The organism is Phormidium sp. FACHB-1136 (assembly GCF_014697375.1).
Lineage (GTDB): Bacteria > Cyanobacteriota > Cyanobacteriia > Phormidesmidales > Phormidesmidaceae > Nodosilinea.
This window is the reverse complement of the sequence record NZ_JACJRS010000004.1, coordinates 42,943-66,512: the sequence shown is the minus strand read 5'-3', so window position 1 is coordinate 66,512 and position 23,570 is coordinate 42,943. Positions and strand designations below refer to the sequence as shown.

At 52.8% G+C, this 23,570-nt stretch carries 20 protein-coding genes; 5 read left to right on the top strand and 15 right to left on the bottom strand.

The features are described 5' to 3' along the window. Positions 1-67 precede the first annotated feature (67 nt). Complete coding sequence (locus H6G62_RS02450; protein WP_190492528.1) at positions 68-1,057, top strand: methylenetetrahydrofolate reductase; 990 nt, start codon at positions 68-70, stop codon at positions 1,055-1,057. 157 nt (positions 1,058-1,214) lie between these two features. Here the strand turns inward: H6G62_RS02450 and H6G62_RS02445 are convergent, their stop codons facing one another. The 3 genes from H6G62_RS02445 to H6G62_RS02435 all read right to left on the bottom strand — a co-directional run bounded on the left by H6G62_RS02445 (position 1,215) and on the right by H6G62_RS02435 (position 4,590). Continuing rightward, positions 1,215-2,687 (bottom strand): phosphoglucomutase/phosphomannomutase family protein, encoded by a 1,473-nt coding sequence (locus tag H6G62_RS02445; protein ID WP_190492527.1) that lies wholly within the window; start codon positions 2,685-2,687, stop codon positions 1,215-1,217. A 231-nt stretch (positions 2,688-2,918) separates the two neighbouring features. Beyond that, complete coding sequence (locus H6G62_RS02440) at positions 2,919-4,175, bottom strand: aldehyde dehydrogenase family protein (protein ID WP_190492526.1); 1,257 nt, start codon at positions 4,173-4,175, stop codon at positions 2,919-2,921. Between the two features lie 4 nt (positions 4,176-4,179). Then, positions 4,180-4,590, bottom strand: a complete 411-nt coding sequence (locus H6G62_RS02435) for a hypothetical protein (protein ID WP_190492525.1) — start codon at positions 4,588-4,590, stop codon at positions 4,180-4,182. 309 nt (positions 4,591-4,899) lie between these two features. Here H6G62_RS02435 and H6G62_RS02430 point away from each other — a divergent pair, with 309 nt between their 5' ends. The 3 genes from H6G62_RS02430 (at position 4,900) to H6G62_RS02420 (ending at position 7,299) form a co-directional block, all read left to right on the top strand. Next, entirely contained in the window at positions 4,900-5,853 is a 954-nt protein-coding gene (locus H6G62_RS02430; protein WP_190492524.1) for a PRC-barrel domain-containing protein, read from the top strand. Positions 5,854-5,895: 42 nt separating this feature from the next. Continuing rightward, on the top strand, positions 5,896-6,462 hold the full coding sequence (locus tag H6G62_RS02425) for a hypothetical protein (protein ID WP_190492523.1): 567 nt from the start codon (positions 5,896-5,898) through the stop codon (positions 6,460-6,462). A 621-nt stretch (positions 6,463-7,083) separates the two neighbouring features. After that, a complete protein-coding gene (locus H6G62_RS02420) occupies positions 7,084-7,299 on the top strand; it encodes a DUF2811 domain-containing protein (RefSeq protein WP_190492522.1) in 216 nt (71 codons plus the stop codon). Positions 7,300-7,443: 144 nt separating this feature from the next. Here H6G62_RS02420 and H6G62_RS02415 read toward each other — a convergent pair whose 3' ends face one another. The 9 genes from H6G62_RS02415 to glnA all read right to left on the bottom strand — a co-directional run bounded on the left by H6G62_RS02415 (position 7,444) and on the right by glnA (position 20,400). Further along, positions 7,444-8,205 (bottom strand): hypothetical protein, encoded by a 762-nt coding sequence (locus H6G62_RS02415; protein WP_190492521.1) that lies wholly within the window; start codon positions 8,203-8,205, stop codon positions 7,444-7,446. A 16-nt stretch (positions 8,206-8,221) separates the two neighbouring features. Further along, positions 8,222-8,875, bottom strand: coding sequence for a ParA family protein (locus H6G62_RS02410; RefSeq protein ID WP_199324681.1), 654 nt, complete (start codon positions 8,873-8,875; stop codon positions 8,222-8,224). Positions 8,876-9,253: 378 nt separating this feature from the next. Next, the gene (locus H6G62_RS02405) at positions 9,254-9,916 is read right to left on the bottom strand and encodes a hypothetical protein (RefSeq protein WP_190492520.1); all 663 of its coding nucleotides are present in this window, start codon (positions 9,914-9,916) and stop codon (positions 9,254-9,256) included. Between the two features lie 130 nt (positions 9,917-10,046). Further along, on the bottom strand, positions 10,047-10,742 hold the full coding sequence (locus H6G62_RS02400) for a hypothetical protein (RefSeq protein ID WP_190492519.1): 696 nt from the start codon (positions 10,740-10,742) through the stop codon (positions 10,047-10,049). A gap of 3 nt (positions 10,743-10,745) precedes the next feature. Continuing rightward, positions 10,746-11,603: an AAA family ATPase gene (locus H6G62_RS02395; protein WP_190492518.1), complete on the bottom strand. Its 858-nt coding sequence runs from the start codon at positions 11,601-11,603 to the stop codon at positions 10,746-10,748. 610 nt (positions 11,604-12,213) lie between these two features. Next, entirely contained in the window at positions 12,214-15,570 is a 3,357-nt protein-coding gene (locus tag H6G62_RS02390; RefSeq protein WP_190492517.1) for a tubulin-like doman-containing protein, read from the bottom strand. A gap of 88 nt (positions 15,571-15,658) precedes the next feature. After that, the gene (locus tag H6G62_RS02385; RefSeq protein WP_190492516.1) at positions 15,659-17,236 is read right to left on the bottom strand and encodes an ABC transporter substrate-binding protein; all 1,578 of its coding nucleotides are present in this window, start codon (positions 17,234-17,236) and stop codon (positions 15,659-15,661) included. A gap of 113 nt (positions 17,237-17,349) precedes the next feature. Then, on the bottom strand, positions 17,350-18,018 hold the full coding sequence (locus H6G62_RS02380) for a tetratricopeptide repeat protein (protein WP_190492515.1): 669 nt from the start codon (positions 18,016-18,018) through the stop codon (positions 17,350-17,352). 948 nt (positions 18,019-18,966) lie between these two features. Further along, a complete protein-coding gene (glnA, locus tag H6G62_RS02375) occupies positions 18,967-20,400 on the bottom strand; it encodes a type I glutamate--ammonia ligase (RefSeq protein WP_190492514.1) in 1,434 nt (477 codons plus the stop codon). Between the two features lie 617 nt (positions 20,401-21,017). Here glnA and apcB point away from each other — a divergent pair. Next, positions 21,018-21,527, top strand: coding sequence for an allophycocyanin subunit beta (gene apcB, locus H6G62_RS02370; RefSeq protein ID WP_190492562.1), 510 nt, complete (start codon positions 21,018-21,020; stop codon positions 21,525-21,527). A 94-nt stretch (positions 21,528-21,621) separates the two neighbouring features. On the opposite strand, the gene H6G62_RS02365 is transcribed toward apcB, so the two are convergent. The 3 genes from H6G62_RS02365 to ltaE form a co-directional block, all read right to left on the bottom strand. Continuing rightward, complete coding sequence (locus H6G62_RS02365) at positions 21,622-21,927, bottom strand: DUF3181 family protein (protein ID WP_190492513.1); 306 nt, start codon at positions 21,925-21,927, stop codon at positions 21,622-21,624. 2 nt (positions 21,928-21,929) lie between these two features. Continuing rightward, on the bottom strand, positions 21,930-22,211 hold the full coding sequence (locus tag H6G62_RS02360) for a 2TM domain-containing protein (RefSeq protein WP_190492512.1): 282 nt from the start codon (positions 22,209-22,211) through the stop codon (positions 21,930-21,932). 187 nt (positions 22,212-22,398) lie between these two features. Then, complete coding sequence (gene ltaE, locus H6G62_RS02355) at positions 22,399-23,457, bottom strand: low-specificity L-threonine aldolase (protein WP_190492511.1); 1,059 nt, start codon at positions 23,455-23,457, stop codon at positions 22,399-22,401. Positions 23,458-23,570 lie beyond the last annotated feature (113 nt).

Sequence of the window (23,570 nt, the reverse complement as noted above, 5' to 3'; positions counted from 1 at the left end):
CCTGTGGGGACAACCCGCAGGCTATACTAGCCAAACGTATGTTGACACTGCTACTGAGGAAATCGGGTTGACTGCTGCACCCTTAGGTTATCGTCTTCAATCCGCTGCCCAGGCGGGGGATTTTTTAGTGACGGCTGAAGTCATGCCACCCAAGGGAGGTGATCCCAGCCACATGCTGGAGATGGCGCGACTCCTGAAGGGTCGGGTTCACGCGGTGAATGTGACCGATGGCAGCCGTGCTGTGATGCGGATGTCCTCCCTCGCCGCGTCGGTGCTGCTTCAGCGGGAAGGGGTTGAAGCGGTCTATCAGGTGGCCTGCCGGGATCGCAACCGCATTGCTCTCCAAGCAGATTTGTTGGGTGCTCAGGCGCTGGGTTTGCGTAACGTACTGGCCCTGACCGGAGATCCCGTAAAAGCAGGGGATCATCCCGATGCTCGGCCTGTGTTTGATTTAGAATCGGTGCGACTGCTGCGGCTGATTCACCAACTGAATAGCGGCGAGGATAGCCACGGCAAACCCCTCACCGACGGGGCGCTTAACCTGTTTGCTGGGGCAGCGGTAGATCCCCAATCCTCCAGTTGGTCGGGCTTGCAGCGTCGATTTGAGGCCAAGGTCAACGCGGGGGCGGCGTTCTTTCAAAGCCAGCTCATCACCGACTTTGACCGACTGCACAAGTTCATGGATGAAATTGCAGCAGGATCCGGTCGCCCTGTATTAGCGGGTATTTTTCTATTGAAGTCGGCCAAAAATGCCCAGTTCATTAACCGCAATGTGCCAGGGGCAAAAATTCCAGACACCATTGTTCAGCGGCTTCACGAAGCGAAGGATCCCCTGCAAGAAGGCGTTAACATTGCCGCAGAGCAGGTACAGGCGGCTCGCCAGATTTGCCAAGGGGTACACCTGATGGCGGTGCGGCGGGAAGATTTGATTCCTCAAATTCTGGATCTGGGTGGTCTAGCAACGCTCAGGTTTACAGACACCGTGATTCCAGATCTAGAGTCCCCAACGCCCCGAGGAACTCGAAACGGCGTCAAAGACCGCCCGGTTGGTGTCTAGCTCAGCAGCCTGACGAAATCGCTAACGGAGCCAGGATCGGCTATTAAAAGACCAGCGTCCCGATCTTCCAGATCTGTCGGCAATCACCTCGGCCATGCCTAGCTGTTTGCCTAGAGACCAGCGGTTGCGCCGGAAGTCGGGAATCTGCTGCCACGTCCTAGGACGCTGAGATGCTGTTGGCCCAGTCCTTAGCCCAGTGCAGATGTCTGTGCACCTCCTCTAGGGTCTGGGCTTCGCTGTAGAGGCGTAGGACAGGCTCGGTGCCGCTAAAGCGAATCAGTAGCCAGCTATCATCCGCCAGGGTGAGCTTATAGCCGTCGATGGATAGGATATCTTTCACGGCTTTGCCCGCGACTTCCTTGGGGGGATCCGTAGCGAGTTGGTGCAGCAGCTTAGCCTGGACTTCCATGCTGGCCAGAGGCAGATCGATGCGGTCGTATTCGGAAAAATAACCTGTTTTTTCCTGGATCTGGCAATAGTAGTCGCTGAGATCTAGTCCTGACATCACAACGGCTTCTAGGACGTAAAGGGCCGACATCAGGGCATCGCGTTCGGGGATGTGGTAGCCGTAGCCAATGCCGCCGGACTCTTCGCCGCCTAGGAGGACTTGGGCCTCCTGCATGCGGTCGGCGATGTACTTGTAGCCTACGGGGGTTTGGTGGAGGGCTAACCCATGGAGTTTGGCCACGGCGGGGATTAGGTTCGACCCGCTGATGGTTTTGACAATTTCGCCACTGTAGTTGCGGCGGGATTTGAGGTGGTCGATAAGGATAGGGATGAGGATTTGAGAACTGAGAAACTGGCCGTTGCCATCCACGGCGGCGATACGGTCACTGTCGCCATCAAACACCAGCCCCACCTTCAGGCTACCCTGGGGGACTTGCGCCTCTTTCACCGTGTTGAGGAGTTCGCCTAGGTACTTAGGCAGGGGTTCGGGGGGATTGCCCCCAAACAGCGGGTCGGCGTGGCGATGGAGTTCGTGGACGCTTTCGGATCCGAGCAGCCGGGGTAATCCCCCAGAGGCGGATCCGTACATAACGTCCGCAAAGACCGTGAGCTTACCGCTGGAGATCGCTCCCTGGATAGCGGCAATATCGACTTCTGCCTGAAGGGTTGTGCAGTAGTCGGGCCAGGGATCAAAGCTGCTGATTTGCCCCTTGGGGCCAAGGGGGGCTGGAGGATGGGGCAGCAGAGATTCCACCTGTTGGGTCACCTCTGGGGAAACCGATCCACCAAAGGCTCCTTTAATTTTGAGCCCGGAGTAGGCGGACGGGTTGTGGCTGGCGGTGATGACGATGGCTCCTAGCAGGTTGCGGTGCTTGGCCGCAAAGCTGAAGGCTGGGGTAGGGGCATAGTCCTGGGAAAGGATGACATCAAACCCCTGGCTGGCAATCGCTTCGGCGGCGGTGCGGGCAAATTCGGCAGACAGGAATCGACGGTCGTAGCCTACGGCAAGGGTACGGCTACCCGTGGTTTCCCCAAAGCGCTGCTGGAGAACGTGGGCCGACACAGCGGCCACCTGGGCCACCCGCTCGAAGGTAAAATCGGCGGCGATGATGCCGCGCCAGCCATCGGTGCCAAACTTGATGGGCTTCGGGGTCGCTGAAATGGGGCCTGAGGAAACTGCCATAACCTAAGTTTCTCAATAATGAGGGGAAGACAAGATGCGGTGGATCGAGATAGACCGAGCGTTCGGGAAAACGAGCCCTGTTTGAGTTTACCTACCGATTCGACGCTCTGAACAGATCCACTGGCCCAGCATCCCTCCTTTCTCTTAACCGACGCCTGTAGGTAGCGCTGGAGCCCTAGCCGATGGGGCGAAGGCCTTCGCCCACAAACCAGTGTGGTGATCTGCTTTCCCTTAGTCGAGCCCCTGGAGGACGTGCTGGGTGGTGAGCAAGGCATTGAGCCCCACAAACCCCTGACACCGTCCCTGCTGGGTGGTCATGCCCAGGGCCATGGCGGCGGCCTGGGAGGGATTGCGCACAAACCGGGGAGAGGTGTTGATGTAAACTACGGCGCTGTTCACCAGGCGAGGAAACTGCACCGTTTCGGAGTAGGTATCACTGACGAGGACGTTGGCATGGCCGCTGCTGTGGCGGTTGATCCAGGTGGCGGCGGCGGCTAAACCCTCTACCCGACTCAGGGCAACCCGCTTGGCCAAAAAGGGCTGCTGCCAATCCTTGGGGGTGGCCAGCGATAGATCAGGGATGTCTACTTGCATGGCCTCATCACCCAGCACGGTGAAACCATGATCCCACAGGGCGCGGCAGAGTTGGACGACAGCGGCGGTACTACAGCCAGCATGGATCAACACCTTCTCCAGCGCATTCACGGCGTCGGGTTCGCCCCGGTGGCTATCGAGCACAATTTGAGTGACGGTGGACGAGGTGCCAGAGGCCGCCCAGTAGAGATAACAGTTGCCCATGGCGGTGGGCAGCACGGGCACCGCCGCCTGACGCATCACCTGCTTCACGAGGCTGGGCCGTCCGTAGGGAATCACCAAGTTAACACCGGGATCTTGCAGTAGCCAAGATCGAGCCGCATCCCCCGAATCGTCCGCAAGGGAAACCACCGTCGCTTCGGGAAGATCCTGGCGGGTGAGGGCACGGTGCAGAGCCTCCATAATCGCCTGATTGGTTTGGCTGGCTTCGTTGCCCCCCTTGAGGATGAGCCCATTGCCCGTCCGCACACAGAACCCTGCCATGATGGCCGCCAGTTCGGGGAACGCCTCATAGACCAAGGCCACCACCCCCAGGGGAACCACCTGGCTGTAGCCCGTCGCGGCCTTCGCCCAGCGATTGATGGGCAGGGCATTGAGCCAGCGGGGATCCCCCAGGAACGCCAACCGCCTGAGAATTTTACTGGCGATGTGGAGGCGCTCAGGGGTGAGCTTCAGCCAGTCCAGCACCAGATCGGGTACAGCCATCTCCAGGCTGGCCTCTAGGTCTAGGGTATTCGCCTCTAAAATTTCGTTTTGGGCGGCTTCAAGCTGATCCGCCATGGCCTCTAGCAGACGGCTCTGGGTTTCCACACCCGCCAAACGCAACCCATAGCCCGCCTGGGCCACGTCTCCGACAACCGCACTGAGTTCTTCCTGGGATCCTAAAGTTACCATGGCACTAACGTCGAGCGGCTAGCCAAAACACCAGCCCCAGAAAGACGAACACCCCCACGGTGATCAGGATCTGGGCAATGGCCTGGACACCCTGGGGAGACTGGATAGCGGCCAACAGCAGGAAAAAGGCCATGAGGACAAAGGCCGTCATCACAATCAGTGAGGGATAGCTGAAGTTCAGGGATGATTGGTCTAGCCGCCATTGCTGCCCTGTCCAGCGCCAAGCCCGCTTGTAGGGATAGTGGGTGGAGAGTTGCTCCATCACGTAGCCATCCTCCTGGACGACAAAAATTTGCTGGCAGCGATCACAGCCAAAGGCTTCGGTCAGGGTGATGGGGTTGAGGCGACCACTGCGACGGCAGGGGCAGGGATAGTCAGCCTGGTGGTCAATCTTCTGGCTCTTGTAGGTGCGCACGATACCCTAAACCTCGGCTCAGGAAGAGGACAGTGAGGTCTCCATCATTCTGACACATTAACCAACTCCCACCGGGAAGACAACCCAACAACTGGCTAGCGGTTCGGTCTTCCGTCCTGTAAAATGGGGCGATTCTGTTTAAGATAGTCATTCAAGCTGGTAAGTCAAGCTGGTGATTCAAGCTGGTCAGTCAAGCTAATCTGTGCAATGAATGCGCCATCACGGCATGGATTTCACCGGTCGCTGGCTGGATAAGCGCCCAATGTTCCCGTAGTGATCTAGCCTCTCGGCACACGAGATAAACCCGACATGACCTTAGACAAATATCGTCTCCGCTCCGACTTTCTGGGTACCCAAGTGATCACGCGCAGTTCTGGCCAACGGCTGGGCATTGTTAGTCAGGTTTGGGTCGATGTAGATCAACGTGAAGTGGTGGCGGTGGGTCTGCGGGAAAACATCATGTCCAGCTTGGTGTCAGCTCCGCTGCAAATTATGCCCCTCAGCAGCATTCGCCAAATTGGCGATGTCATCTTGGTGGATGACGACACCGCCCTCGATGATGAGGTGAACATTGCCCCCTATAGCACGCTGGTGAACTGCGAAGTGATTACCGAAACCGGGGAACCCCTAGGGCGAGTACGGGGGTTTAAGTTTGATGTCACCAATGGTCGTCTGGAAACCATCGTGGTGGCGTCCTTTGGCTTGCCCCAAATTCCCGATCAGGTGATCAGCACCTACGAGCTTTCCATCGATGAAGTAGTGAGCAGCGGCCCAGATCGACTGATTGTGTTTGAGGGCGCTGAGGAAAAAATGGTGCAACTCAGCGTTGGTCTCCTGGAACGCCTGGGCATTGGCAGTGCCCCTTGGGAGCGCACCAGCGACAGCGAATACATCATGCCCGTTTCCACGGCCAACCAACTGCCCTCCGGGGTGCAAGCTCCCGCCGACTTTTCCAAGGCCCGTACCCCCGCCGCCGAGGAGCGCTGGAGCGATGACGATTGGGGCGAACCAGAGATGGTGGAGGAGGCCGTAGCCCGCTCCCAAGCCGCCGAGACTTACCAAGCCGCCAGCCTGACCCCAGACAGCAATTGGGGGGAAGAACCTGTCAGCCCCCCCGCCTATGGCGTGCAGGATGCCGACTACCAAGTCGTCAACGAAGAACCTTGGTCTGAGGAAACCGACGCAGAACCCTACACCCCCACTCCCATCAATATTCCCCAGAAGAAAAAAGTTACCGAGTACGAAGAAGAACTCGATTACTAGATCGGTCTGATCCCTAGCCCCACGGTCTGGAGCCCCTAAACGATGCCCTTCCCACCCTGGACAGCGCGACGAATTCCTGTGGTGGCGGTGCTATGCGCCTTGGTGTTTGTCCTCTATGGGGCCAGCCCCAGCCCTGGGATTCGCGTGTCTTGTCAGGCTCCCCAAACGGGGGATCTCGCCCCCCACTGCCAGGTGCAACGGAGCCGTAGGCTAGGCTGGCTTCCCAAGCAAACAGCAAACTTCACCTGGATTGACTTTTCCCTCACCTCTAGCCTGTGCGACAACGATCCGCGAGGGGGCGTCCGATTTTGCCACCGCCTCACCCTGATGGGGACGGATCGACAGGTGACCTTGCCAGAACTGCGCACCCCCCTCCCCGCCGCCGGGGTGACCCAACAACTGACCCGCTTTATGGCTGGACAGGGCCATAGCGACCTAGCCTGGAGCCAATCCCAAACCGGACTAGACCATCTGACCACCTTCGGCCTTGCTCTGTTGCTTAGCCTCACCGCCTGGGGGTTTGGCTTTTGGCGCTGGCCCCCCGATCCTGCCTTGCCCATGGATGGCATTGTGGATCTCAGCCTCGCGAAGAAGTCTAAGAAAGGTTAACGCGATCCTCACCCAGGCATGAGGGTCGCACGAGAGAACAATGGATTCAGCTTACGCCCAACCTGTCAAGTCGTCGAGCTAGATTTTGTTACAAAAGTTTTTATTCCCCAGGACTTTCCCCAGGGCTTTCCCCAGATTTTCCACAGAAAAACTGGAGTTTTCCACAGAAACAAACGACGTCTCAGGCTTTGGGGAGAACCTGTGGAAAACCTCAGGTTAGGGGCTGCGGAGAAACTATTTGACCCGATGGGACAGGTTCAGACGGCAGGGGGAGGGTAAAACCCTGATTCTCTCGTCATCAGGGTTAGGGCTTAGCGCAAGTTTGGCTTCTGTGCAAGATTGACAGGCCCGAAGGAGTTGGGCAGAATGATGCGACTGGAAACACCATGCGCCCCAACATGGTAGCCATACGCAGACGATGCGCTTCGTCGGTTAGGCTCGAAAACAAAGCTCCAATGTTGGCGTGGCGCTGCTTTGCGGTGCCTAAAAACCCTGACCTAGAGACACTCTAGGGCCGCAGCACAGGTGTAATCGTGTGTGGCCTGAGAGTCTAGACCCTGTTTCCTATTTCCCGTTCGCCACAGCCCATCAACCTTGCCTTGAGGAGGTAACCCCACTGTGATGCCTAACTCCACCACCGAAACCCGCGTTAGCCTACTGGCCGAAATTCCTGAAGAACTCCATGACGCCCTTCAAACCTACCTCGCTAGCCATGCCAACTGGAGCCAACATCGGGTCTTCTGCGCTGCCCTGTCTCTGTTTTTGATGCAGAATGGCCACTGCGGTCGTGAGGTGAATCGAATCTACCTCGATTCCCTCTTCGACTACGCCAGCTAGTCTTACGCCAGCTAGTCTATGGATACGGCCCCTCAAGCCCGCCCATGAATAACCCGCCCGTCGGTCGAGATTCACCGAAACAGGCGGGTTTTTTAGGCTCAATCTACGCTAGCTAAGGTTGTGGATCCATGGGTTCTCTGGGCCTCAATCGACCCAGCCAATATCCGCATCGGAAAGCATGGGGTTGGGTTGCTCAGACTGGGACGTGTAGGTGGGAACACCACGGACGTAACCCGGTTGGGCTGGCCTAGTGATGGGCTGGCGGGGCACAATGTCTCCCCCAGAGCGACGGAGTGGGGCGGGGCGGCTGGCGGCTGGGGCAACGGGGGCAGGGGTGGGGGCAGAGAGCTTTAAGATGGTGGCCTTAGCTTCTGCAAGCGCTTTCTCCGTTTGCTGAAGGGCGTCTGTCTTGGCTTTGAGATCCGCCTGGGCTTGGTCGAGGCTGTCGGTGAGTTCAAACAGTCGGGTTTGCTGGGCGGCAAGATCTTGCTGAAGCCCCTGCACAATTTTTTCGAGGTCGGCCTTTTCCTGCTGAACGGCGGCTAGGGTGGCCTCTAATTCTGCTGAAGCAGTCTCGTTAGGCGTGATAGCGATAGGGGGCGCATCGGCGCTGCCTGCCGCTAGGGTGGCCGCTGGGGTGGCCGCAATAATGGGTTGATCGCTAGGTTGGACAGTAGCCTTAGATTGAGATGTAGATCGTCCAGCACTTTTAGCAGGCGTACTTTTGGGAGTTTTGGCGCGGCTGCTAGCGGTCTTACGGCGGCTCTGAATGGGCTGACGGGCGGTTTCGGCCTCAGGGGTCGCCGTGATTTCGCTAGACGCATCCGATGGCGCAGGAGCCTCTTCCGGCGTGTCGGCCTTGCTGACTTCTTCTTTTAACAGGTCGGAGAGGCTTTTCTTGGTCATGGTCTTTTCCAGAGGGTTACTTCCAGTCTCGCTGTATTTCTTCCGCCACTCGGTGGTAGTCTGACCGGGCTTCTTGGGCGTTTTTGCCCCGCCACTGCAACACGGGCACCCCGTCTAGGGCGGCGCGTTCGTGGGCCTTGTAGGTGCGGATAAAGGCATTGCAGGCCGGGATATTCAGTTCCAGCAGTGTGTTTTGGGCCTCCAGGGCCTCGGCCAAGCTGCGGGAATCTACTTTTGTCAACAATACTCGATGGGCTACCCCCCTAGGGGTGACTGCTTCATTGACTGTAGTAATTAGGGCAGCCAAATCCATGGGGGCGGGGGGCGTGGGCAGCAAAATATAGTCGGCCACCGGAATCACCGCTGCCAAGGCCGCTGAATTCAAGGCGGGGGGCGTATCCACAATCACCAGGTCGTGCTGGCGCAGGCTGGGCAACTCGCTGAGGTCGCTTGGATCCTTCGCCTGGGTGACCTCAAACCCTAGAGCGTTGGGGCTGCGGTTCGTCCACCACAGGGCAGACCCTTGGGGATCGGCATCCACCAACAGCACCGACTGAGTTTCGGCATAGATGGCCGCTAGGTTAACGGCGGTGGTGGTTTTGCCCACGCCTCCCTTGCCATTCAAAACCACCAGAATAATCGTGCGTTTTGGGGATTTGGCCTTGGCCAATGGGGTGTCCTCCTGGGGCGGTGCTGATGGGACTCGATGGCATAGTAATCCAAGGGGGCGATTCTCGGCTAGGGGCGATTCAATGTTTTGGGCTAGATGCAGGGATTTTGCGTACTACCCTCTGTGAAGTTAGAGCACCTCGAAAAATGCAACCCTTATTGAGCATGACTAGGATATCTCAGGGGTTTCAGGCTCCTCGAATTCGCAATAAATAAGGCAATTGGTAGTGTATTAATCTACGGGTCAGAGAAAAATCAGCCCGAAACAGCAATCTACTGACGTAAGGTCTTTAAGGTCGCCTGATTATTCTCTAGCCTGTACGAAATAGGACTATCAGGCAATTAATCGAGATGCCGGTTAGTAAACCTAGATGAGTGATTAAAAGATCTCCCGATCCGGATAATCCTTCGCATCGGCTGGTTTCCCACACCCCTGACTGCCCGCCTCACATATCGTAAGAGAGCTTTCATAAAGAACTTCACTACGACGCGTATCGGGAATGAATTCAAGGGCGTCGGATCCTTGAAGACTTTCAATACGTGCTCTCACATAGCTTTCCAGTTCGTTTGAGGTGGAGGTAGTGATATTAATGTCTGAGATTTCGCCATCATCACTGATGATAAAACTAAACTCAGCCCTGGAACCCACAGGGGCGCTAGAAGTATTTTGATCGTAATAAAACATCTCATTCCAAATATTGGCACGCCATTGTGCCCAATCTAAAGCCATGCATTGATTCCACATTGACGGTAGAGTTGCCGCGAGTATGGTGGATATTGCAACTGTCCAGAAAACTGCATGTAGAATAGATAACCTGCCTGCAAAAGACATCGGAAATTTAAATACCGACCGCAAGAGTATATCCAGGGGTATAATCAGCACCCAGGCTAAGGCTATCCAAGACAAGCCAAAGAATAGCGCTACCCAAAAGTTACCACAGCCTAGATTGAGCAAATAGGCTATGCCTGTCGCCAGCACAAATGCTGCTAGGAATATTGCAGGGATTTGGAATAAGCCGTATCGCCAAAAAGGTCTTTTCATGGTTTCTAAACTTAGGTAGTATTGCGCAATTTAATATTTAATGCAGCAGTAGCCTTGGGCAATGCAAACCATATATGCGAGCCTTGAAATACCTATTTCTGTGCCAGAAACTTGTTTTTAGGCTGATACTTCAGTATAAACTGCTCCATGTATCAAGGATGCCTAACATTCGATTGGCGCTGATTCCGTCTAACCTTGAAACAATATCTGTAAAGGACTTAAATGATTCTTTCTGTCGCTCAGAATCAATTTGCTCGAGGATTCGTTTGGCAGTTTTTCCCCGTACATTTGCAGCCGATAACTTCTGTGCTAAAACGGCTAAGCTAAGGCTATTGAAGGCTTCTAGAGGTTCTATGAGTTGGGGAATCTTGGTTTTGATAACTTCGATATCGTCATCTAGTCGTTTAATGTCGCGCCTATGAGAGATCTCCAAATCATGAAGAACCATATTTAAGCGAGATTCTATTTGAGTAATACGTAAATCTATTTCGTTTGTAGAAACTGATTGCGGTGAATCAGAGATCTGAGAAAGATAGCGCAATTGATCGATAGCTGAACCTTCTAAATTAGGAGGAATAATAAAAGCGCTGATAACTTCACCTTTTCGGGGATCAATTTCCTTGGCACGAAGGGCTGAATAGTACTCTAGATCTCCTTTCAGAACCTCGTATTTGTCATGCCCCATTTGCTTTAATAACAAGGGAGAAACAAGTCTGCCAGCAGATAAGATACTTTGGGCAAGCATCTCTATTTGATTAACGCTGAATTGAGATCGAGGTACAGTCGAATGAATGCTGCTAACATCAACCAAGTAATATTCAATCATGGACTATACTCCAAGCTTATTCATGACTTCCTGAGCAAGACTGCGAAACTCTTTCGCTGATTCGCAAGCTTCATCAAACTCAAAGATAGATGTTGGATTAGGAATATCGAACATGCCAACAGATATCGTTTGATTAACACAGTGGGCTAGAGAAACTCGTTCATAAATAATAGTCTCTAAGATCGGAAAGCCATAGCGATTAATAACACTATCTCTTTGTCTCGGGAAAGTATGAGTTAGATAACGCGTATTGGGTAAAATTTTCGAGGCTAGCACTCCTAGAACTTCTAAAGGTGATTTATCGATTGCAGATCGAGTTTCGTTTACCTCAGAAATGAAAGACTTTACGTTATTTAGTCCTTGATTGGCGAAGGGCTTCATATCGGAGGGAATGATCAGATAGTCGGCAGCAATTAACGCAATCTCGGCATAGAGATCACGAGCTGGAGGAGCATCAAGAATAACGATGTCATAATCATCCTTGACCTGTTGGATCTTTTTATCAAGTCGCCATCGAGTGTTGACAAAAGCAGATAATTTACTTTGTTTTTCGATCAATGAAATATGGGCAGGAATAACATCAATTTCAGGTTGGTTGAATCCACTAGATTTTCTGACAAGGTCGGGAATGAAGTTAAAATCGACAGACTCAAGAAGTTGATATACATTACGGCCAACTAAATCGTCTTCTTCCTCAAATTGAAATTTAACGAGTCCAGTCCCAAAAGATGAATTGGCTTGAGAATCGAGATCAATGAGAAGAACCCGTTGACCCATTTTACGAAAGGCAGCAGCCAGATTGATAGCTGTTGTTGTTTTTCCAACTCCGCCTTTATTATGATAGATAGCAATCGTCTGCATTGACTAACCACCCAAAGAGAACTCGAGAAGAATGATAGAAGTGTCTAAGATTATAGAAAATCCAGCAGTAGTCGAAGATGCCACATCGACTCTGGAATACTACATATTCTCTTAAGTGTAGGTAAATCTGATATTAAAATGATGCTGATAAGTGTCGATGTAAATATGGCTTGCAAGACGGAAATTCTCCCAGCCAGAGACATACTCCACTTCATCACTGCTCTGAGAAAGAGATCTAAAGGCATAACTAATGTCCAAGACAAGGCGATTATGAATAGCCCTATAGCTAAGGTCATCCAGAACGCTAAGCAAGTTGGCTTCAGGATATTCACTGTTGCGATGAAGATGATGCAAAAGAGCAACAGTATCGCTGGTATTTGAAATAGACCATAATGCCAGAATTTTCTTTTAACCATATTGCCGATAAACTCAAATCATGATGTATTGAAATTCACTAGAATGCTTATAAAGCAAGCTTTTAAGACTGTAGAAATACGCTCTATAATTTAGCTTGCTCTATGTCCACTCCCATTTCTAATGTCTTAGTCTTGATTACATCTTCAAAATAAATTGAAGAAATTGGGTTGAATAACTTGCTTCAACATTCTGATTAGGCTTCCTCATTGAGATCCGTCTGTTTCACAAACTTTCTCAAGATGATCTGAACCCTAGCTTGATCTAGACCCAGGGTAGTTGCTTTTTCTTTGGCCATACCGATAAACGTAGGAACCGGAATATTCAAAGCTGCAAGTTTCTTGAGATCTTGCTCAAATTGAGCATAGCTATCCTCTCGTTCTGGTGATGAAGACGGGTTTAGAATCACAACCTTAGATTGATCTAAGGAACTGGGTACTGTGATAGGACTATCTACCTTTAGGCCATATTTTTCAATGGTTTGCTTAAGGATTTCAGCCTCCCGTTTGTAGTCTGGACTATCCGTACCCCCATCCTGCTTTAACTCATTTTCTCGCTGCTTCAGATAGGTCATAAGCTGTTGATAGCATTGAGCCTTCTTCTCTGGGCTATCGGCTGAATCCAGAAGATCGTCAACCTGTCGTTGAATTTCATCACAATCCGGTCGGCAAGCGGCAACCGCTAAAACCTGAACAGCATCAACCCAGCTTGAGGCAATCTCAATCTTTTGATCTCCGATGACACCCGTTTGGACGTACCGAATCGTATCCTCCTTGGTCTTTTGGTTTTGCTCCAGCGTCAAAACTCCTAGGGCACGGGCAAGCACCACAAGCTGATAGATCTTGGGATCTTCCGGCAGGAGATCCCAAAACGGCATTCTTTTATCGGTATGCACTGGAATCGGCAAACCGACAGGCTCCCCACGGAGTTGAGCCCGCTTTGCTCCGATCATCTGGCCTTTCCAGTTTTGATAATGGATTCTGAGATTCTCCATACCCGCGATAGAACGGAGCGAGAATCCACCAATCTCCTGAACAAAAATAATCCGGTGGCGCTCTTGGGCTCCCAGGGGTGAAATGGCATCCGATTGACCAACTTGCGTCTGGACATGGGGAATCAACTTCATCGCCGCTGGATTAGCTGTATTACTTCCACCGATGAGAGCGACCCTGGTATCCCGTGGGGCACTAAACCCAGCCGCCATTAAAACAGCCTGGGATAAATCAATCAGCGGCTTAGATTTTTCGTAAACGATGCCTACTTTTTGTCGAACATCTGTATCGTTGTTATTGGCTAGGCTGAAGAGGCGATCACAGGCGGATAAATCTCGCTGTAGTCGGCTTGCTTCAGGAGCCATCGCGATCACTCGTCGAGCGCGATCTAGAATTTTGTCTTTAAAGTCATTGGTATTGACCTGGGGTAACTGCGTAATATCCAGGAGTTGCATCACCTCATCGGCTTTGCGCTCTTTCTTCCAGAGCGGACTGGTTTCCTTCAAAATATCCGGGGTCATGATGGTACAAATTTGATTGAGACCCGCATCAAACCGGCTCTGCGCACCAACATCTTCGCCCACCTGACGCTCGATCAAATCATCATAAAGCTGATTGAGCTCTCCAAGGTCAAAGAGCTTAATACCATTGATCTCTAGGGCATCAGCACGATTCGCTTCTTTTTGAGCGGCCTCTGCGAAACCATCTCGAAGCTGCATCAAGGTTGTTGTCAGTTGGGCTAGGCGTTGCTCCAGTTGGTTGAGACAATCTTGTAAGCGCTCAATCACTTTCAGCCCCTCGTTGCGGGCTTTTCGTTGAATAAAGGCAATCAACTCACCTTCAAGACCACTAAGAGCCTGAGCATTCAGCTTTTCCATTTGGGCTTGTTTCGTAATCCCAAACGCTGTTTGTGTTTCTGCAATTTCGATTAAGGCTTGACTGTACTGCCGCTGCCGGTTGGTTTCATTTGGCTGATAAACCCTTTCAGACTCACGCTGAAACTTCTCAGCCGCATTGGAAAAGATCTGTCGTGTACTGGTAATGAACGCCGCTGCAAACTTAGGCCCACGATTACGATCTTCGATAATTTTGTAAAATTCCTTCTCTAGCTCCCGTTGTCCTAACTGAATAATCTTGTTGCGGTTGCCATACATGGTCTGGAGAAAGGCTCCATGCACTTTCTCATTCGGGTCAAGGTCTCGGAGATTATCACCACGATAGCCATCTACTTTGGCCTTGAGATAATCGACAAATCCTAAGATATTGCCTTTCTCCGGCCCCAGCAAATTAGCCCCCTGGAAAGTGCATTGCAGTTTACTTCCCGTGGCAATTTCACTGCGAATACTATTCACCCAGGCAGCAATGTCCGTGATTAGCAATTTTCCGTTAGATGACGCTAGATCACTAAGTAACTCCGCCTCGGTCAACCGCATAGACTTGAGGGTTCCGGTTTGGAGATGCTCGATAATATTGGGCATCAGCTCAACCGAATCATTGATCCACCACCTCACAAGATCCGCCGCTAGCCGATTCACCAGATTCGTCCGAATCTGAGCCATGGGAATTTCAAAGGTGGCCAAGCCAAAACTCATAAAGTTTCTGGGATAACTGCGTCCCCCTGGATCCGCCGTACTCCAACTCCCCTTCATATTGTCTCGGATGGATTTTTTGTGGGGAGCAAAGTCTGAGGTGAGATCGAAAAAAATATTTTGGGCAATCATCTCTCGCAGTTGATCGAGATCAAACTTGCCATTTTGGGTACCCACTAGATAGGTAAAGTCGAAGGGAGGCAGGGTTGATTGCACCTCATCCACGAGCCCCTGACTAAATTGGGCTTTATAGGTCGTGCGATGGTCGGAAAAATAGCTCAACTCCATGAGCGCCGCATATCCGTTCGCCAGAACTTTATCACCCACTTGAATATTGGCGAAGGCATTAGGCATGGGCATGATAGCCGTAATGGAGGGACTGCTCACTCCTTTCAGCCAATGGCGTACACAGTACCCCATATCGAGGAGCATACCGCTCCCAGTTCCCCCCGATAGGGATCCAGTAATAAAAACATTGAGGCCATCGCCTTGTACCTTAATGCCATAGGTATCTTGCATGTAGGTATCATGGCCTTTTACCTTCAGACAGGCATCATTAAACTTGGTTCTAATATTATGATAGTTATAGAAAAAGGCAAATCTGCCACAAGCCCGAATTTGCCCTGCCCCAGCCTCTAGGGCTCCCATATTCTTTTCCAGTTCCTCAGGAAACCAGGTGTTGATCCAAGGGTACTGGCCCATATTGGCCATCATATTATTGACCTGCTCGCCTGTAACCTTAGCCCAATACTCCTCGTTAGGCTTCAGGGGTGAACCTGCCGCATCGGGTTCATTGATCTGATAGTTTAGGTCAGTATCAACCCATAGGAAACTGACAATGGGTAGCTTATCTAAGCTGCCATAGCTCTCTTCAATTAAGCGGCGAGCCCGGAGCAAAACTTCCTTACCCGTTCCCCCAACACCCACTAAAACGGTGGGAACCATGCTTTTTTCTTGAACTTGAGCGGCCATGTCACTTCTCCATTGGCTGGGCTGTACGGTGAGGATCTATTGAGGTGCTGTCACAGGGCAATTTATTTGCTCATGCCATCTATTCCTATCAATCGAGCAGTAACTCAAAACCAAACTCAACACCGGAAGCGGCACTTTGCTCACGGCTGACTTTAACTAAGACAGGATCGCTCTGTCTTTCGCCGTCGGGGGTAAACTCAAACGCTTGACCAGAGGTTTCATTGGCTGGAAGAGAAACTTGCTTCAAACTGTCTAAAACGGTGGATCGACTGGCCCCACTAGAGAGAGACTTGATAAATGCCTGAGTCGCGTCAAAACTGGTGGCTGTTCGCCAACTGACGAGACCACCCCATTGTTTTTCGCTGGCCTGACTAAAGGCTTCAAACTGGCCCGAACCCGAAAACCAGGGAACAGCTAGGATCAAACCATCCACACTGGCCCCACCGGTCTTTAAAATATCAATGCTATACAGCGAATCCCCACCCAGAAGTGGCAGTTTTCGATTCTGGAGTCTTGCATTGGCCTTAGCAATCTCTATCGCAACACTTCGATAGTCGGTGTTGGGAAAAAGAACAATAGCTTCTGCCCCATCATCGGAAGCGGCGGTTGCAACTGCAATGCCAGCATCAAACTCTGAATCAGTCATATCTTGACTGCTAGAAGTACCCCCTAGATCCTTGAATTTGTTCTCAAAGGCTGATTGTAAACTCCGACTGAAGCTGCTGTTGGGGTTATAGAAAATAACCACATTGGAAATATCCATTTCCTCTTTGGCATATTGCGCTAGGCTTTCAGCAGAAATTGTGTCGGAAGGAACCGTTCTAAAAAAGACATCGGAGGATAGCTCAGTACTGGTACTGGTTGGAGAAATCAGGGCTAGACCTGCCGCTTGATAGATTTCCAGTGGTGCTTTGCTAGCATCACTGGAGTTATGGCCGACAACACCTAAAACGGAGGTATCCTTCACTAATTCCTCAGCGACACGTTTAGACACCTCTGGTTCATTGCCATCATTCGCGATGATAATTTCTAGAAGTGGTTCACTGTCTCCACGAGACTTATTAAAGTCCTCTTGAGCCTGGGCAATTCCCCTCAGCATTTCCTGGGCTGAATTTGTAGCGTTGTCCACCGGAACGACTGCCGCCAACCTGAAAGGACTGCCTTTCTGGCGAGCTCGGGCATTATTCAGAAAGATCAAAACCTCTGGGTCATTCCGATTGCCATCAACGGCCCGCTGAAAGCTATCTATGGCAGATGCATAGTCACCTTGATTAAAGGCATTTATGCCCTCGGTTCGGGGTACACTGGCATTCCCAGGGAAGAGGGTTTGCTGTCCCCAGGAGAATCGGGCAGGCTCCCAAGTATAAAGTTCAGGGTCTATTTTACAACTGGGCGGAGGATTATTACCCTGACAAGGGTCAGGGTTAATCCTACTCAAAACCCCAGTGCCAATTCCCCCTATCACCAAGACGGCTGCTGCCGCCGCTGCGATTTTCGCGATGGGTAAGCCAGCACCGCCGCCACCGCCTTCTACCTGCTCTTGGGTCAGCCCACAGATGGCACAATCAGTCCCAAAGTTTTCAAACTCATCATGGGGACCGGGTGGACTTTGATTCGAGCGGGGCTGACCATCTTTTGCAACGCCCTTACATACCCATGATTTCATAACCGTTAATCTCTCTCCTGTCTCTGAAATGAACTGAATACTTGATAGACTGAAAACGTCCCAAGATGATTACGCTAAGCAGCAATCAAAAAAACATCCTAGAGCTATAAAAATCATATTCCTAGATAGTTGTAGACCTCATTGATGTGGCGTTGTATCTCAGAGACACCTTCTTGATCTCCTAACTCCTGATAGATGGGCAAGGCTTGGTTGTAAAAGGTCAACGCCTGTCTTAAATCATCTAGGGCATCGTAGGCTAGACCAATACTATAGAGAACTACCGCTTCCCCCCATCGATCCCCGATGTCTCGAAAAATTGGCAGAACTTGGTTATATAATGTTAGGGCTTGTCGGTAGTTCTCTCCATCATGATGTGCCCAGGCCGTATTACGAAGAACCATCGCTTCTCCCTCGCGATCTCGAAGTCCTCGAAAAACAGCTAGGGATTGACTATAAAAGTTGAGCGCCCGTTGATAGTTCTCTAGGTTGTAGTAAGCCCAGCCAATATTATTGAGCGTATTGGCCTCACTCCTCTGATTTCGGAGATTTCGATAAATAGGCAGGGCTTGATTATAGAAATCCAAGGACTGTTGATGATTTTCCAATAAATGATACGTCCAGCCAATTTCAAAAAGAGCATCAGCCTCTCCTTCTCGGCTACCAATTTCTCGATAAAGCCTGAGAGCTTGGTTAAATTGAGTTAAAGCGGCCTGTAAATCTTGGGTTCGACCCCTGTCAAGCAATCGAAGTCCTTCATCAAAGGCGTCATCGGCCTGAGCCAATCGGCTTGCTTGCGCGAGGGGAACGACTGTCACGCTAGGCGTACTGGCGTAGACTCTTCCCCCACAGCCTAGAAGCAAGGCAATCAATAGGACAATGCTAGAAAGGGGTACAGAGCAAAGCCGAAAGGGAGAGGAAGCCATGGAGCTATGAACGAAAACGGCATTAAGAATGATTGCGATATTTTAATGGTTTAAGCTCTTGAGGTTCGCAATAGGACAATTAATCGAGGCACTCAATGGATATTACCTAGATTTAAGATGGCAAAATCTTTAACTTTTTGTCAATGTGATGTTATTACTGATTCAGGTCTAACGGATAATGTGACGCGATTGTCTCTCTGGATTTTTACGGATATTTAGTTATAAGAATCCTATAAAAAATGATTGAATTTAAGGGTAAATATCACATAAAGACGGAGATCTTGGATTGAACCACCTACGTATTATGTCTTCTCTTGCTATGTTGCCTGCCTGAGACTACGGATTACTCTTTTGAGGGGTAATACGGGTAGGCACAAGTCAGTTATATAAACAAGCTTGCCTGACACGGAGTAGACGGCAGTGCAGGGACTGAGTCCATCGCTCTCAATTCCAGCCAGATTACAATTGATTGATCGAAGCATCCGTAAGCTTGGTCAATGTGCCGACGGATCTGAATAGCGCCCTACACCGTGCTTACCAGATTTTGTCCGTACTCACATAGGCATGGATTTCGCTGGCGCAACTGGAATTAGGCTCCCCACCTGAAGGCAAGTCCCGTTGTGTCGCAAGGGCTATCTTGGGGGATGCCGCGCCAGCAGCAGGGATGATGGATCCTAGAAGATAGCGCTTAAAAAGCGCCAGAATGCAGCAGCGGACTGCATTCCGTAGAACACAGTCCGCTGTTGGTGGCCTAGCCCTTTCCGGCTCCCCTCGCCCCGTGGGAAAGGGGTTGGGGGTGAGGGAACTCTAGCAATCGTAGTAGAGGGCCAGTTCGTAGGGGTGGGGGCGCAGGCGCATGGGGTTGACTTCGTTGTCGAGCTTGTACTCGATCCAGTTGCTGATGAAGTCTGGAGTGAAGACACCTGTGCTGGTGAGGAACTCGTGATCCGCTTCCAAAGCCTTCAGGGCATCCAGCAGAGAGCCGGGGGTAGAAGGAATCTTGGCCAGTTCTTCGGGGCTGAGGTCGTAGATGTCCACATCCAGAGGATCGCCGGGATCGATCTGGTTCTTGATGCCGTCAATCCCCGCACAGAGCATGGCAGCGAAGGCCAGGTAGGGGTTGGAGGTGGCATCGGGGCAGCGGAACTCCAGGCGCTTGGCCTTGGGGTTGTCGCCGGAGAGGGGAATCCGCACGGAGGCAGAACGGTTGCCCTGGGAGTAGGCCAGGTTCACCGGAGCCTCGAAACCGGGCACCAGCCGCTTATAGGAGTTGGTGGTGGGGTTGGTCAGCGCCAGCAGAGCGGGGGCGTGCTTGAGGATGCCGCCGATGTACCACAGGGCCATCTGGCTCAGTCCAGCGTAGCGATCTCCGGCGAATAGGGGTTGGCCGTTGCCCCAGATGGACTGGTGCGTGTGCATCCCAGAGCCGTTGTCGTTGAACAGGGGCTTGGGCATGAAGGTGACGGTTTTCCCGTACTTCTTCGCCACATTCTTGATGCAGTACTTGTAGATCATCAGCCAGTCAGCGGCTTCTACCAGCCGACCAAAGCGAATACCCAGTTCGCACTGACCGCCCGTGGCCACTTCGTGGTGGTGCTTCTCGATGGGCACCCCCAGTTGGGCCATGGTCAGCAGCATTTCGCTCCGCATGTCTTGGGAGGTATCGGTGGGGGCAACGGGGAAGTAGCCCTCTTTGTAGCGAGGCTTATAACCCAGGTTCCGGCTAACGCCGAACTCGTCTTTTTCTTCCTTACCTGTGTTCCAACGGCCTTCCACGCTGTCTACGTAGTAGTAGGCGGAGTGCTCGTTTTGGTCGAAGCGCACGTCATCAAAGATGAAGAATTCCGCTTCGGGGCCAAAGAAGGCAGTGTCGCCAATGCCCGTGGACTTCATGTATTCGATGGCCTTGGTGGCAATGGCGCGGGGGCAGCGGGAATAGAGTTCCCCGGTGCGAGGCTCTTTGATGGTGCAGATCATGCTCAGGGTGGGATGAGCCATGAAGGGATCGATCCAGGCGGTGTCGGGATCGGGCACCATCATCATGTCGGATTCGTTAATGGCCTTCCAGCCCCGGATGCTAGACCCATCGAATGCCACGCCATCGGTAAAGCTGCTCTCATCGATCTGGCTCTTGTGCAGGGTGAGGTGCTGCCAAATCCCTGGCATGTCGATGAATTTCAGATCAATTAACTCAATCCCTTCATCCTCAATTTTCTTTAGGATGTCTGCTGGGGTCGCCATGAACTACTCCTTAACCTCTACAAGCGTGGAAATGTGTAGTAAATCAATGCCCTTCGCCCTTCAGGGAGGCTTGGTGGTCTATAGAATCGCTGGATGTCCCGAATGGCCAACCAACGGGCTATGCTCAACCCACCCCAGAACGGGAACCCCTATGGCTGAGCCAAAGCAAACCACATAGCAGGGCTACTGCCACAGCATTGATTCATCTGACCCATCCTATGGATAGGGGTACGCTCGTTTTGTATCAGTAACTACCTTTTGTCAGGGGATGACAACAAATAAACCCTTCCTTATCCCAGGAATTCAGACCCCAAGGCCACAATTGGGATGAATCGTTACGATGTGCAGCCACGTTAGTCATGAATCTGGTTTATGCCCTTACTCCAGGGATCACCTAGCCCTGCCCGGTAAACCCGTTCATCGCGAAATATGTGCTTTTGTAACAATTCCCTCATAAAGAGGCTGCCTGAACGGGCTAGGGGCACTTGGGGGATAAACCCCCGTGGTAAACTTTCACGAGAATCAGACTTGGCTGGGTGTGATGAATGTCCCTTGCCCTAGGTCTGAACATGTTTGAGAAAAGCTGTTTGTCCAGTGAGAGTTGGGAGATACAATCCATGCGGGATGCCGTAACGACGCTGATCAAGACCTACGACGACACGGGGCGCTACCTCGACCGGGATGCCCTCAGCTCCATTAAGTCCTATTTTGATAGTGGCCTTGACCGGATTAAAGCGGTAGCCGTCATCAGTGCCAACGCCTCGGAAATCGTGAAAGCCGCTGGTTCTGCCCTATTTGCCCAGGTGCCCGAACTCATCCGCCCCGGTGGCAACGCCTACACCACCCGTCGCTATGCCGCCTGCCTGCGCGATATGGACTACTACCTGCGCTACGGTAGCTATGCCCTGGTCGCTGGCGATTCTGACCTGCTGGATGAGCGGGTGCTGGCGGGTCTGCGGGAAACCTACAACTCCCTGGGTGTGCCCATTGGCCCCACCGTGGTCGGCATTCAAATCATGAAGGATCTTGTGAAGGCCAAGGTGGCCGAAGCGGGCGTGACCGATCCCAGCGTGGTGGATGCCCCCTTCGACTATATGTGCCGGGAATTCAGCGAACTGAGCGTCTAGATAGTCTCAGCTAGGTTTCGCCCTTTCAGAACAAAGGCATGGCCTGTCGGTGGACGGTCATGCCTTTTGTTCATGGGCGGGATCAGCCGCCATACTACCGCCCCCGCTGGTAGTCCTCAATGGCGCTGAGCAAATCCGCCTGACTGCCTGTGGGAATGAGATCCGCTAGGGCCAGGGTCTTTTTGCCGCCGCCTAGGGGCACAGAAATGTTGGCCAAAACCTTGGTGAGGGCTGCTTCGGTGAAGGTGCCGTCGTCAATCAGGGGATAGAGGGCTTCGGCGAGGGGGGTGTGTAGTTTGGCGTCGCCCAGATACAAATGCCACTTAGCCACATCTATGTAGGCACGGTCGCCAATGGCAGCGGCAAGTTCTTCAATGGCTCGACTGGTGCCAGCACTCATGGTTAAGCCTCTCCTTGATCGGTGGACTCTACGGGGGATAGGGGAGCCGGGGAGTAGTCGGCAATGGCAAAGATATAGACGCCGTTGCCAATCAGCAAGGGCACCCAGGCCAGGGTAAACCACTGCACCCAGGGCACCCAGGCCGGATTGAGGGTGTGGAAGAACCACAGGCCAGAGTTAACGGCGATGAAGGCCGCCACATGTACCGCAAAGTTGATGCGGTCTTCGAGGCGGCGGTAGGCGGGATCTTCGCGGGTGGGCTTACGGGGCCAACGGGGCGGCATAGGACAAGGCGATCAGGAATAACGTTTCTATTCTAACGGGTGGGTGTCCATGCTCCACGGGCGCAGGTAGTGGTCAATGGCCATGGCGGCGGCTTGCCCATTGAGGGGATCCACCAGGCCGGACTGAGGAATCACCAAAGGTTGAAGGCATCCATGGCTGGGCAAGCGGAGCACGGATGGCCCCCCATTATTCCCCTTGGACAATGGCCCGGATGGCGGCAATGAGGTGGTTGACCTGTTCCGGCGTGATCCAATAGTGGGTGACGGCGCGTAGGGTGCGGTGGTGGTAGCCCCCGATGTGAAGGTCGTAGCCTTGTTTGAGGCGGTTCACCAGGTCGGTGGGCGCAAGGGGCAGGGTATCAGCTAGGTCAAAAAAGACCATATTGGTTTCCACTTGGGCGGGGTTGATGAGAATGCCTGGAATGGTCGCGAGTCCTTGGGCCAACTGTTGAGCCGTGGTGTGGTCGTCCTGGAGGCGTTGGGTCATGGTTTTGAGGGCGATCACGCCAGCGGCGGCAAGCACCCCAGCCTGACGCATCCCGCCTCCCAAAAGCTTGCGCTGACGACGGGCCATGTGGATGAAGTCTTGGCTGCCCACCAGCACCGACCCCACGGGGGCACAGAGCCCTTTGCTGAGGCAAATGCTGACGGAATCGACCCATTGGGTCATGGCGGTGGGGGCACAACCTAGGGCGGTGGCGGCGTTGAACAGTCGGGCACCATCGAGGTGAACCCGCAGACCGTGGGTCTGGGCAATGGCGTGAACCGCCTCAAAATACTCAGGCTCAAGGGCCGCCCCGTGGTTGCCGCCGGAGCTGTTTTCTAACAGGATCAAGCGGCTGGTGGGCAGATGGGGATCGTCCTCCCGAATGGCGTGGCGGATTTGGGTCAAATCCATCCGTCCCCGGTGATCGGTGGGCAGGGGGCGTGGAGTCAGACTACCCAGCACTGCCATCCCCCCGGCCTCCCAGCAAAAGGTGTGGGCATCTTCCCCCATAATCGCCTCGTCCCCCCGCTGGGCATGGCTGAGGGCGGCGATCAAATTGCCCTGGGTGCCACTGGTCACGAATAGCCCCGCTTCCTTCCCCAACATCGCCGCCGCCAGGTCTTCCAAGGCGGATACGGTGGGATCTTCGCCATACACATCGTCCCCGACCACCGCCGAGGCCATCGCCGCCCGCATGGCCTCGGTGGGCCAGGTGACCGTATCGGATCGGAAGTCAACGGAAGGGTGAATCGCAGCCATGGCAGCACAATGCTTTTGGCCGCAGCATACTCCGATTCTCCCCACCAAGGCAAGATTGGGCGGGGTTGGAGCCTAGGGCGGTGCGCCCAGACGGGAGGGAGTTTGTTAGGATG